This window comes from Amorphus suaedae (genome assembly GCF_053629675.1).
In genome coordinates this window covers 1,817,481-1,830,059 of the sequence record NZ_JBRJIT010000001.1, presented here as the reverse complement: position 1 = coordinate 1,830,059, position 12,579 = coordinate 1,817,481, and the positions used below count along the sequence as shown (strand labels likewise).

The following is a 12,579-nucleotide window of genomic DNA, read 5'->3' as shown; positions in this document are numbered from 1 at the left end:
AGAACGGGGCAGCCATGCCGCGCAGCAACAAGCCCGCCGAGCGGCAATGCCTGGTCACACGGACGTCGGCGCCTCCCGAACAGCTGATTCGGTTCGTCCTCGATCCCAACGGGAAGGTCGTGCCGGATCTGAAGCGCGAACTGCCCGGACGCGGGGTCTGGGTCACCGCGAGCCGGGCGGCGGTTGAAGAGGCGGAGCGAAAGCGCCTATTCTCGCGCGGGTTCAAGGAGCAGGTGACGGTCGAGCCGGGACTGGCGGACCGCATCGAGACGCTTCTGTGCGAGCGCGCGCTGGCTTTCCTGAGCCTGGCCCGCAAGGCGGGTCTGGCAATCGACGGATTCGGTTCCGTCGAGGCGTCGATTGCCCGCGACACACTCGCCTGCCTCGTCGAAGCAAGTGACGGAGCGGCGGACGGACGACGCAAACTGGGACAGGCCGTCAAGCGGCGTTTCGGAGTTTCCGACGCGATTCCGCTTGTGGCGAGTTTTGACGCCTCCCAATTGAGTTTGGCATTGGGGCGCGATCTTGTGATACATGCGTGCCTGAAATCGGGCCGGGCAAGCACCGGATTCCTTGAGCGCGCAGACCGACTTGAACGCTACCGGACGGGTCGTGGCGCGACAGCGCCCCTGTTCGAGCGCACAGGTATTGAGATATAGCGGACGCAGGGCGGTGGGCGCATGGCCCGACCGTAGGATCGAAGGCAAGTATGAGCGACACGAATAACACCGGCGACAAGACCCTGAGCGTTGAGCGCAAGAGCACTCTCTCCCTCCGCCGCGGAGTGGAGCAGGGGACCGTGCGCCAAAGCTTCAGCCATGGGCGGTCGAAGGCGGTCGTGGTTGAGAAGAAGAAGCGGCGCGTCGTGGTTCCGGGTTCGCCGGAAGCCAAGGCCCAGGAAGCTGCTGCCCAGGAGGCGGCCGCGCAGGAGGCTGCCGCCGCGCAGGAGGCCGCCGCCGCGAAGATCGCGCAGGCGAATGCCGCCGCAGCGGAACTGGACAAGGCCGCCGCCGAGAAGGCCGCGACTTCGGCCAAGCGCGTCGAGGAAGCAGCGCCGGACGCCGAGGCGCCGGCCGCAGCCGAGCCGAAGGCCGCTCCGGTTGCCGAAGAGGCTCCGGCCCCGGCTCCCGTCGAGGCGAAGGCCCCGGACGCACCGGAGGCCCCCGCCCCGGTGGAGGCTGCCTCCGCTCCGGTGGCCAAGCCCGCAGCGCCGGCCGCACCGGTCGCGCGCGCTCCGGCCGCACGCACCCCCCAGGCTCCGCCGCAGGCCCGTCCCGCCCGCCAGGACCAGCAGCGTCCGCGTGGACGCGACGATGCCCGCCGTGACGGCGCATCGCGCGGCCCGGCGCGTGGCGGACAGCAGATTCACCGCACCCTGACCGAGCAGGAAGCCAAGGCCCGCGCCGCGGCGCTGGCGTCCGCGCGCGTCAACGAGGTGGACGACCGCCGCCGCGCCGAGGAAGAGGCCCGCAAGGAGCGGGAAGAGCTCGACCGGATCCGCCGCGAGCAGGCCGAGGAAGCCGAAGCCAAGCGCGTCGCCGACGAGGCCCGCCGCAAGGCCGAGGCCATCGAGGCGCTGCGCGTCCAGCGCGAAGGCACGCCGTCGCCCGCCGATGCGGAAGCCGCCATGCCGGCCCCCGACGGCGAAGGCCGTACGGATCGCCGCAGCGCGCCCAAGGCGAAGGACGCCGAGGGTTCGCCGGCGCGTCGCAAGACCCAGGCCGAGCTCGACGACGAGGAGGCCGAGAAGGCGAAGGCGAAGCGTGGCCGCGGCGGTGTCGCCGTGCCGGCCAAGCCGACGCCGAAGACCGACGAGCGTCGCCGCACCAAGCTGACCATCACCACCGCCCTCGAGGACGAGAATGAGCGCGGCCGCAGCCTTGCGGCCATGCGTCGCCGCCGCGAGAAGGAAAAGCGCGCCGCCCAGACCGGGCCGCGCGAGAAGATCGTCCGCGAGGTCATCCTGCCGGAGACCATCACCATCCAGGAACTCGCCAGCCGCATGGCCGAGCGGGGCGTGGACGTGATCAAGCTGCTGATGAAGCAGGGCGAGCTGCACAAGATCACTGACGTGATCGACGCCGATCTGGCGGAAATGATCGCCGAGGAAATGGGCCACACGGTCAAGCGCGTGTCGGAATCCGACGTCGAGGAAGGCATCTTCGACCAGCCGGACGACGACGGCGTGCTGATCACGCGTCCGCCGGTCGTGACCATCATGGGCCACGTCGACCACGGCAAGACGTCGCTGCTCGACGCGATCCGCAAGGCGAACGTCGTGTCCGGCGAAGCGGGTGGCATCACCCAGCACATCGGCGCCTACCAGGTCGAGCAGGACGGTCAGAAGATCACCTTCCTCGACACGCCGGGCCATGCGGCGTTCACCGCCATGCGTGCCCGCGGCGCGACGGCGACCGACATCGTCATCCTCGTGGTGGCGGCCGATGACGGCGTCATGCCGCAGACGATCGAGGCGATCCATCACGCCCGCGCCGCCAGCGTGCCGATCATCGTGGCGATCAACAAGATCGACAAGCCGGGCGCGGATCCGAACCGGGTGCGCACCGAGCTGCTGCAGCACGAGATCGTCGTGGAATCGATGGGTGGCGACACCCTCGAGGTCGAGGTCTCGGCGCTCAAGCAGACCAACCTGGACAAGCTGCTGGAAGCGATCCTGCTGCAGACCGAAGTGCTCGAGCTGAAGGCGAACCCCGACCGCGCGGCGGAAGGCATCGTCATCGAAGCGAAGCTCGACCGCGGTCGCGGCCCGGTGGCGACCGTGCTGGTCCACCGCGGCACCATCAAGGTGGGCGACATCCTGATCGCCGGCACCGAGTGGGGCCGTGTCCGCGCCCTGGTCGACGACCACGGCCGTCAGGTCACGTCGGCCGGTCCGTCGATGCCCGTCGAGGTGCTCGGCCTGCAGTCGACCCCGCACGCCGGCGACCGCTTCGCGGTGGTGGAGAGCGAGGCCCGTGGCCGCGAGATCGCCGAGTATCGCCAGCGCCTGCGGCGCGAGAAGCAGTCGGCCAAGCCGGTCGCCCGCGGCTCGCTCGAGCAGATGATGAGCGACCTGAAGACGTCGGCCGGCCGCTCCGAGTTCCCGCTGCTCATCAAGGGCGACGTGCAGGGCTCGGTCGAGGCCATCATCGGCGCGCTCGAGAAGCTGAACACCGACGAGGTCATCGCCCGCGTGCTGCATTCCGGCGTGGGCGCGATCACCGAATCCGACGTGACGCTCGCCGAAGCGTCGGGTGCGGCGATCATCGGCTTCAACGTCCGCGCCAACCGCCAGGCCCGCGACGCCGCCGATCGGGCCGGCATCGAGGTGCGCTACTACAACATCATCTACAACCTGATCGATGACGTGAAGGCCGCCATGTCCGGCATGCTGTCGCCGGAGCGTCGCGAGACGTTCCTCGGCAATGCCGAGATCCTGGAGGTGTTCAACATCACCAAGGTCGGCAAGGTCGCCGGTTGCCGCGTCACCGAGGGCATGGTGGAGCGCGGTGCCTACGTCCGCCTGATCCGCGACAACGTCGTGATCCACGAAGGCAAGCTCTCGACCCTCAAGCGCTTCAAGGACGAAGTGAAGGAGGTCCAGGGCGGCCAGGAGTGCGGCATGGCCTTCGAGAAGTACGAAGACATGCGCGTCGGCGACGTCATCGAGTGCTACCGGGTCGAGGAAATCGCGCGGTCGCTCTAGACCGCGCGGTGACGCCAACCCTGAGCTTTCTCCGCCGCGGGCACCTTGCCTGGCCGCGGCGGGCGGAGAGACTCGATGCTGGATATCGCTCCCAATTCGGCGGGAAACAGGTTCCGGGCCCAGCGGTTCGCGCTGTTCCGCGCGCTGCTTGACGAGGTCCTCGCCGGCCTGCCGGCGGGCGAAACCTGCCGGGTCCTCGATATCGGCGGGACGGCCGGTTACTGGGACGCGTTCGGCGGCGATCTGCCGTGGGAGCGCATCTCCGTCACCATCACCAACCTGACCGCGCAGGACACCCAGGGGTCGCCGGTCCGCGCGGTGGTGGGCGATGCCCGCTCAATGCCGGACTTCGCGGATGGGAGTTTCCACATCGTCCATTCCAACTCGGTGATCGAGCACGTCGGACGGTGGCGGGACATGCAGGCGATGGCCGGCGAGGTGCGGCGGCTGGCCCGCGCCTACTTCGTCCAGACGCCGTATTTCTGGTTTCCGATCGAGCCGCATGCGCGCACGCCGTTCGTGCAGTTTCTCCCGGAGCCGCTGCGCTACCGGCTGTTCATGACCCGCCGCAACGGCTTCTACGCCAAGGCGACCGACCTTTCCCACGCGATGGACATGATCCAGGACGCGAACCTTCTCGACCGCTCGCAGATGCGGGCCCTGTTTCCCGACGCCGACATTCGCGCCGAGCGGGCGTTTGGCCTGATCAAGTCGCTGATCGCCATCCGCCGCCCGTGAGGCAGCCCTTCCACATTCAACTCGCAAGTCGTTCCGATGTCCCTGTCCCAACGCCAACTGCGTGTCGGAGAACTCGTCCGCCACGCCATTTCCGACATCCTGATCCGGGGTGACGTCCACGGGCTCGGCGTGCCGAGCCAGATGATCACCGTGCCCGAGGTGCGGATGAGCCCGGACCTGAAGATCGCGACCGTGCTGGTGATGCCGCTCGGCGACACCATCGACCGGGACCGCACGATCCGGGCGCTGGCGGATGCGCGCAAGCAGATCCGCGGCCTGCTGGCCCGGCGCGTCGAGCTGAAGTTCGTGCCGGACGTCCGCTTCATCATCGACACGCGCTTCGACGACGACGACGCGATCACCGAGCTCCTGAACGCGCCGGAGGTCCGCAAGGACCTGGACGGCGACGAGCAGGCCGAGGGCGGAGACGACAAATGAACGCCCTGACCCCGGAGCTGCAGCCCGAACCCCAGCCGACCGCCAAGCCGCGCAAGAAGGGCGGCAAGCCGCCGCGCCGCAAGCGCGACGTCAACGGCTGGCTGGTGCTGGACAAGCCGATCGGCCTGACCTCGACCGAGGCGCTCGGCGCGGTGAAGCGGCTGTTCAAGCCGGAGAAGGCCGGCCACGCCGGCACCCTCGATCCGCTGGCCTCGGGCCTGCTGCCGATCGCCTTCGGCGAGGCGACCAAGACGGTGCCCTACGTGGTGGACGGCCGGAAGGTCTACCGGTTCGTGGTGCGCTGGGGGCAGGAGACGGAGACCGACGACGCCGAGGGCGAGGTCGTGGCGTCGTCCGACGAGCGCCCGGCCAGGGCCGACATCGAGGCGATCCTCGACCGCTACGTCGGCGAGATCCAGCAGATCCCGCCGCGCTATTCGGCGATCAAGGTGGCCGGCGAGCGCGCCTACGACCTGGCGCGCGACGGCGAGGTGGTCGAGCTCGCCGCCCGCACCATCACCGTCTACGCGCTGCGGCTGGTCGACGTCCTCAGCGACGACGAGGCGGTGTTCGAGGCGGAGTGCGGCAAGGGAACCTACGTGCGGGCGCTGGCGCGCGACATGGGCCGGGACCTAGGCGTGCGCGGCCACGTGTCGAACCTGCGCCGGCTGGCCGTCGGCCCGTTCGGCGAGATCGACATGATCACCCTCGACGCGCTGCGCGAGATGGCCGAGGCGGAGAACGGCGAGGCGGCGCTCGACACGCACCTGCGCGCCATCGAGACGGCGTTCTACGCGCTGCCGTCGGTGACCGTGGACGGCAGCGACGCGGGGCGCCTGCGCCGCGGCCAGGCGGTCATCCTGAAGGGCCGCGACGCGCCGATGTTCGAGGGCGAGGCCTACGCGGTGGCGGCGGGCAAGCTGGTCGCGCTCGGCGCGGTGGAAAGCGGCATGTTCAATCCGCGGCGGGTGTTCCGCCACACCGAACCGCGCCGCTGAGGCGCTCTGCGGCCGCTGACGCGGATTTGTCTGGCCTCGCGGGCCGGAATTGCGTATGAGTGCCGCCGTGAGCCGGGGAGCGCTGTTTCCCGGCCCACTTGTATTGGGCGACCATGCTGGACGACATCCCGGCTTCGGCCGCCCCCCGATGGACGGGCGAATGTGCCTCCATCGCAGTCATTTCCCACAAGACAGCCTGGCCGCCACGCGGTCGGGCGCCAAGAAAGGACCACGATGTCGATCACGACTGAACGCAAGCTTGAACTCATCAAGGAATTCGGCAAGTCCGAGACGGACACCGGCTCGGCCGAGGTCCAGATCGCGATCCTGACCGAACGGATCGTCAACCTCACCGCGCATTTCAAGACCCACGCCAAGGACAACCATTCCCGCCGCGGTCTTCTGATGCTGGTCAGCCAGCGCCGCCACCTCCTGGACTATCTTCGCAACATCGAAGAGAGCCGCTACCAGGACGTGATCAAGCGTCTCGGCATCCGCCGCTAACAAGCGCGTTTGCCTCCGGCCATGGGGGGCGGCCGCCGTCCCCCATGCCACACACCGAAAACGGAGCTACGCCGAGCCATGGGGCAGGATCGCACGGCAAAGGGGCAGGGTCATCGCTAAAGCAATTCCGCGCGAAGCGACTGGAGCCGCTCCTGTGTCTTGCCGTCTTGCCCATGGTCCGTCGTGCCGTTCCCGCATGACGAAAGGATAACCATGTTCGAGATTCACAAAGAGACCATCGACTGGGGCGGACGCCCGCTCACGCTCGAGACCGGCCGCATCGCGCGCCAGGCCGACGGCGCCGTCCTCGCCACCTACGGCGAGACCACCGTGCTCGCCACCGTCGTCTCCCAGAAGGAGCCGAAGCCGGGCTTCGACTTCTTCCCGCTGACCGTCAACTACCAGGAAAAGGCGTTCGCCGCCGGCCGCATCCCGGGTGGCTTCTTCAAGCGCGAGGGGCGCCCGAGCGAGCATGAGGTCCTGACCTCGCGCCTGATCGACCGCCCGATCCGTCCGCTGTTCGCCGAAGGCTACAAGAACGACACGCAGGTGATCATCACCGTGCTGTCGCACGACCTGGAGAACGCCCCGGACATCGTCGCCATGGTCGCGGCCTCCGCCGCCCTGACGCTGTCCGGCGTGCCGTTCATGGGGCCGATCGGCGGCGCCCGCGTCGGCCTGATCGACGGCGAGTTCGTGCTGAACCCGGAAGTCGACCGCGTCGCCGACTCCAAGCTGGACCTTATCGTCGCCGGCACCCATGACGCCGTGCTGATGGTCGAGTCCGAAGCGAAGGAGCTTTCGGAAGACGAGATGCTGAAGGCCGTCATGTTCGGCCATCGCGGCTTCCAGCCGGTCATCGAGGCGATCATCCGCCTCGCCGAGAAGGGCGCCAAGGAGCCGCGCGAGCACAACGTGCCGGATCACTCCGCCGTTCTCGCCAAGGTGAAGGACCTCGCCGAGGCCGACCTGCGCGCCGCCTACCAGATCCCGGTGAAGTTCGAGCGTCGCGACGCCATCTCCGCCGTCAAGGAGAAGGTCGTCGCCGCGCTCTGCGTCGACAACGGCAACGGCGAAGTCGTCGCCAAGGAAGTGGTCAACAGCCTCTTCAAGTCGCTCGAGGCGTCGATCGTCCGCGGCCGCATCCTCGACGACAAGATCCGCATCGACGGCCGCGATCTGGAGACCGTCCGCCAGATCGAGTCGGAAGTCGGCATCCTGCCGCGCACCCACGGTTCGGCGCTGTTCACCCGCGGCGAGACCCAGGCGATGGTTGTCACCACGCTGGGCACCGGCGACGACGAGCAGTTCGTTGACGCGCTGGAGGGGACCTACAAGTCCACCTTCATGCTCCACTACAACTTCCCGCCGTTCTCGGTCGGCGAGACCGGCCGCATGGGTTCGCCCGGCCGCCGCGAAATCGGCCACGGCAAGCTCGCCTGGCGCGCCCTGCGTCCGGTGCTGCCGCTGCACCATGAGTTCCCGTACACGCTCCGCGTCGTGTCGGAAGTGACGGAGTCCAACGGTTCGTCGTCGATGGCGACGGTCTGCGGCACCTCGCTCGCCCTGATGGACGCCGGCGTTCCGCTGAAGCGTCCGGTGGCCGGCATCGCCATGGGCCTGATCAAGGAAGGCGACCGCTTCGCGGTGCTCTCCGACATCCTCGGCGACGAGGATCACCTCGGCGACATGGACTTCAAGGTGGCCGGTACCGAGGCGGGCGTGACCTCGCTTCAGATGGACATCAAGATCGACGGCATCACCGAGGAGATCATGAAGGTGGCGCTCGAGCAGGCGAAGGCCGGCCGCGCGCACATCCTCGGCGAGATGTCGAAGGCGCTGACCGAGGCCCGCACGGACCTCGGCGAGTACGCCCCGCGCATCGAGGTGATCAAGATCCCGGTCGACAAGATCCGGGAAGTGATCGGCACCGGCGGCAAGGTGATCCGCGAGATCGTCGAGAAGACCGGCGCCAAGATCGACATCTCCGACGACGGCACGGTGAAGGTGGCCTCCTCCGACGGCAAGGCGATCACCGCCGCGCTGAACTGGATCAAGGGCATCGCCGCCGAGCCCGAGGTCGGCCAGGTCTACGAGGGCACGGTCGTGAAGACCGTCGACTTCGGCGCCTTCGTGAACTTCTTCGGCTCCCGCGACGGCCTGGTGCACATCTCCCAGCTGACCAACGGTCGGCCGGAGAAGGTCACCGATGTCGTCAAGGAAGGCGACAAGGTCTGGGTCAAGCTGCTCGGCTTCGACGAGCGCGGCAAGGTTCGCCTGTCGATGAAGATCGTCGACCAGACGACCGGCAAGGAAATCGACGGCGAAGCGGCCTGACCGCTTCCTTCCTTCGATCGATCATCGATGCGGCGCCTCCCTCGGGAGGCGCCGTTTTCGTTTGTGGCTGGTGTCGTCCGGCCGGAGGCGCCGGGCGCGGCTCAGAGCGCCGGCGCGCGCGTCGCCCGGTCGCAGCCGGCGGCTTCCGCGCAACCCGTCAGCACGCGCCCCAGTGCGGCGAAATCGGCCTTGCGGGGCGACGACTGGCGCCAGACCAGCCCGACGTCGCGCTTGGGCGCGGGATCTGCAAAGCGCAGCAGCGTGATGCGCGGATCGATCACCTCCGCCGACATGCTCATTTCCGGCAGCAGCGTCACGCCGAAGCCGTTCGCCACCATCTGCAGGATGGTGGTGAGGCTGGAGGCGCCGAAGCGGCTGTGCAGGTCGGAGCGCACCGCCTGGCAGTAGGCGAGCGCCTGGTCGCGCAGGCAGTGGCCTTCCTCCAGGAGCAGCAGCGGCGCCTTGGCGATGATCTCCTCGGCGCTCGCGCCCGGATCGTCGAAGGCGCCGGCCTTCACCGCCAGCACGAACGGATCCTCGAACAGCGTGGCGGTCTCCACGTCGCGGCCCTGCGGGGCGACGGGCAGCGCCACCAATGCCACGTCCAGCGCGCCGGCGAGCAGCTCGTCGAGGAGTGTCGCGGTCAGGGATTCGCGGATCGACAGCTCCAGACCCGGAAAGTCCTGCTGCAGCCGGGGCAGCGCTTCCGGCAGCATGTAGGGCGCGATGGAGGGTATCACCCCGAGGCGGAGGGAGCCGGTGAGCACCTCGGCGCGGTGATGGGCGTGATCGACCAGATCGCGCGCCTCGGTGAGGATGCGCCCGGCCCGGCGGGCGATCTCGATGCCGTCCTCGGTAAGGCGGATCTCGCGGGGGAGGCGCTCCACCAATTGCAGCTTCAGTTCCTCTTCCAGCAGCCGGATCTGCTGGGAAAGGGCCGGCTGGGTGACGGCGCATTCGTCGGCGGCGCGGCCGAAATGCCGGTTGCGGGCGAGCGCGTCGAGATAACGGAGCTGCTTCATCGTGACCATGGTCGATTAGATAATCTAATCGGCACGCGCATTCAAACAAATTGGAACTTATAAAAGCTCTGGGGCAGAATGCGCCTGCGTGGATCCGGCAGGGCCGGGTCCGCCGTCAGGGGCACGTGCCATGGTCGGCGCCCCCGCCACCCAGCCGGACGCCGGCGCCGCAAGGCGCTGGGGCGCGGCGCCACGGAGGTCTCCGTTCGCGGGGATATCCGACTGGCCGGTGGACGGGTCGCGGCCAGCGCTAGGGCAAGAATCAGAACTGCGAGTGGAGAGAAACATGGACGCGAAAGTCGACAACTCGGGCAAATGCCCGGTCATCCACGGCTCGACCAACACCAGCATGCGGTCCAACCGCGACTGGTGGCCGAACCAGCTCAACCTCAAGGTCCTTCACCAGTTCTCGTCCCTCTCCGATCCGATGGAGCCGGACTTCAACTATCAGACGGCCTTCAAGACCCTCGACTACTGGGCGCTGAAGCAGGACCTGAAGAACCTGATGACGGACAGCCAGGATTGGTGGCCGGCCGACTTCGGACACTACGGGCCGTTCATGATCCGCATGGCCTGGCACTCCGCCGGCACCTACCGCCAGGGCGACGGCCGCGGCGGCGGCGGACGCGGTCAGCAGCGCTTCGCGCCGCTCAACTCCTGGCCGGACAACGTCAACCTCGACAAGGCCCGCCGCATCCTGTGGCCGGTGAAGCAGAAGTACGGCAACAAGATCTCCTGGGCCGACCTGATGATCCTGGCCGGCAACGTCGCGCTGGAGTCCATGGGCTTCAAGACGTTCGGCTTCGCCGGCGGCCGCGCCGACGTGTGGGAGCCGGAAGAGGACGTCTACTGGGGCGCCGAGGAGGCCTGGCTGGAGCTCAGCGGCGGCCAGAACAGCCGCTATTCGGGCGAGCGCGAGCTGGAGAACCCGCTGGCGGCCGTGCAGATGGGCCTCATCTACGTCAACCCGGAAGGCCCCGACGGAAACCCCGACCCGGTCGCCGCGGCCAAGGACATCCGCGACACGTTCGGCCGGATGGCCATGAACGACGAGGAGACGGTGGCGCTGATCGCCGGCGGTCACTCCTTCGGCAAGACCCATGGCGCGGGCGACCCGATCGCCGTCGGCGTCGATCCGGAGGGCGGCGTCCTCGCCTCCCAGGGCCTCGGCTGGGAAAGCAGCCACGGCACCGGCCTCGGTGACGACACCATCTCCTCGGGCCTCGAGGTCACCTGGACCAAGACGCCGACCCAGTGGAGCAACAACTTCTTCGAGAACCTGTTCGGGTTCGAGTGGGAGCTGGAGAAGAGCCCCGGCGGCGCCCACCAGTGGGTGGCCAAGGATGCGCCGGAGATGATCCCGTTCGCGCACACGCCTGGCAAGTTCCGCAAGCCGACGATGCTGACCACCGATCTCTCGCTCCGCTTCGATCCGGAATACGAGAAGATCTCGCGCCGCTTCTTCGAGAACCCGGACCAGTTCGCCGACGCGTTCGCCCGCGCCTGGTTCAAGCTGACCCACCGCGACATGGGCCCGAAGACGCTCTATCTCGGCCCGGAAGTGCCGGACGAGGATCTGCTCTGGCAGGACCCGATCCCGGAGTGCGACCACATCCTCGTCGACGACGTGGACATCAAGGAGCTGAAGGCGAAGATCATCGGCTCCGGTCTCAGCGTGACCGAGCTGGTGAAGACGGCCTGGGGCGCGGCGGCGAGCTTCCGCGGCTCCGACAAGCGCGGCGGCGCCAACGGCGGGCGCATCCGCCTGGAGCCGGCGAAGAACTGGGAGGTCAACGAGCCGGCGCTGATCGCCAGGGTGCTCGGCGTGCTGGAAGGCATCCAGCAGGAGTTCAACGCGGCGCAGGACGGCCACAAGAAGATCTCGCTTGCCGACCTGATCGTGCTCGGCGGCTCCGCCGCGCTGGAGAAGGCGGCGATCGACGCCGGCCATCCGGTCGAGGTGCCGTTCTCGCCGGGCCGCATGGACGCCAGCCAGGAGCAGACCGACGTCGAGGCCTACGCCGTTATGGAGCCGGTCGCGGATGCGTTCCGCAACTTCCAGAAGGCCAAGTTCGCCATCCACGGCGAGGAGCTGATGCTCGACAAGGCGCAGCTCCTGCGGCTGACCGCCCCGGAGATGACCGTGCTCGTCGGCGGCATGCGGGCGCTCGGTGCCAACCACGGCGATTCGCGGCACGGCATCTTCACCCACCGGGTGGGCCAGCTCACCAACGACTTCTTCGTGAACCTGCTCGACATGGGCACGAAGTGGACCCCGGTGGACGACGACGAGGACGAGTTCGAGGGCCACGATCGCAAGACCGGCGAGCTCAAGTGGACCGCGACGCGCGTCGACCTGGTGTTTGGTTCCAACTCCCAGCTTCGGGCGCTCGCGGAGGTCTATGGCCAGCGCGACAACCAGCACAAGTTCGTCAAGGACTTCGTGGCGGCCTGGGTGAAGGTCATGAACGCCGACCGCTTCGACCTGCGGCCGGAACTGATCTGATCCGGCAGGCATCCGCCCCGCGCCTCGCGGGGTGAGCAAGAACACGAAGGCCGGCGCGTCGACAGGGTCGAGGCGCCGGCCTTCTGATTCCGGCGGGCCTGCGCGGGCCGCCGCGGGCCGCCGGGTCGCCGACGACCGGCGCCGAAGGATCGCAGGGGCGGGCGGGGACCGTTTCCCGTCGTTGATCCGACGACAGGGAGGCCGGGCTTCGACGACGCGCCGGCCTCCTTTCGTGGGGCGATTGCCCGCGGGGGTGCGCTGATCCGGGTGCGGGGACGTGCTGGGACGGCGCGGCCGGCCTGGTCGGATGGGGCGTTCAGCAGCAATGCT

Annotated in this window: 9 protein-coding genes; 8 read left to right on the top strand and 1 reads right to left on the bottom strand. The window is 68.5% G+C overall.

All coding sequences use genetic code 11. The annotated features are described in order from the left end of the window. Window positions 1-14: 14 nt before the first annotated feature. From AB7M35_RS08280 to pnp, 7 genes are all read left to right on the top strand, one after another. Window positions 15-659 (top strand): RNA-binding protein, encoded by a 645-nt coding sequence (locus AB7M35_RS08280; RefSeq protein ID WP_453958782.1) that lies wholly within the window; start codon window positions 15-17, stop codon window positions 657-659. A gap of 50 nt (window positions 660-709) precedes the next feature. After that, complete coding sequence (gene infB, locus AB7M35_RS08275; RefSeq protein ID WP_453958781.1) at window positions 710-3,706, top strand: translation initiation factor IF-2; 2,997 nt, start codon at window positions 710-712, stop codon at window positions 3,704-3,706. 75 nt (window positions 3,707-3,781) lie between these two features. Further along, window positions 3,782-4,444 (top strand): class I SAM-dependent methyltransferase, encoded by a 663-nt coding sequence (locus tag AB7M35_RS08270; protein WP_453958779.1) that lies wholly within the window; start codon window positions 3,782-3,784, stop codon window positions 4,442-4,444. Window positions 4,445-4,480: 36 nt separating this feature from the next. Further along, the gene (gene rbfA, locus AB7M35_RS08265; RefSeq protein WP_453958777.1) at window positions 4,481-4,882 is read left to right on the top strand and encodes a 30S ribosome-binding factor RbfA; all 402 of its coding nucleotides are present in this window, start codon (window positions 4,481-4,483) and stop codon (window positions 4,880-4,882) included. Further along, window positions 4,879-5,880: a tRNA pseudouridine(55) synthase TruB gene (gene truB / locus AB7M35_RS08260; protein ID WP_453958775.1), complete on the top strand. Its 1,002-nt coding sequence runs from the start codon at window positions 4,879-4,881 to the stop codon at window positions 5,878-5,880. The genes rbfA and truB overlap by 4 nt, the downstream gene beginning before the upstream one ends. A 234-nt stretch (window positions 5,881-6,114) precedes the next feature. After that, a complete protein-coding gene (gene rpsO / locus AB7M35_RS08255; RefSeq protein WP_453958774.1) occupies window positions 6,115-6,384 on the top strand; it encodes a 30S ribosomal protein S15 in 270 nt (89 codons plus the stop codon). 213 nt (window positions 6,385-6,597) lie between these two features. After that, on the top strand, window positions 6,598-8,721 hold the full coding sequence (pnp, locus tag AB7M35_RS08250) for a polyribonucleotide nucleotidyltransferase (RefSeq protein ID WP_453958773.1): 2,124 nt from the start codon (window positions 6,598-6,600) through the stop codon (window positions 8,719-8,721). 101 nt (window positions 8,722-8,822) lie between these two features. Here the strand turns inward: pnp and AB7M35_RS08245 are convergent, their stop codons facing one another. Continuing rightward, complete coding sequence (locus AB7M35_RS08245) at window positions 8,823-9,752, bottom strand: LysR substrate-binding domain-containing protein (protein ID WP_453958771.1); 930 nt, start codon at window positions 9,750-9,752, stop codon at window positions 8,823-8,825. A 277-nt stretch (window positions 9,753-10,029) separates the two neighbouring features. Between AB7M35_RS08245 and katG the strand changes: the two genes are divergently transcribed. Continuing rightward, window positions 10,030-12,249 (top strand): catalase/peroxidase HPI, encoded by a 2,220-nt coding sequence (gene katG, locus AB7M35_RS08240; protein ID WP_453958770.1) that lies wholly within the window; start codon window positions 10,030-10,032, stop codon window positions 12,247-12,249. The last annotated feature ends 330 nt before the right edge of the window (window positions 12,250-12,579 follow it).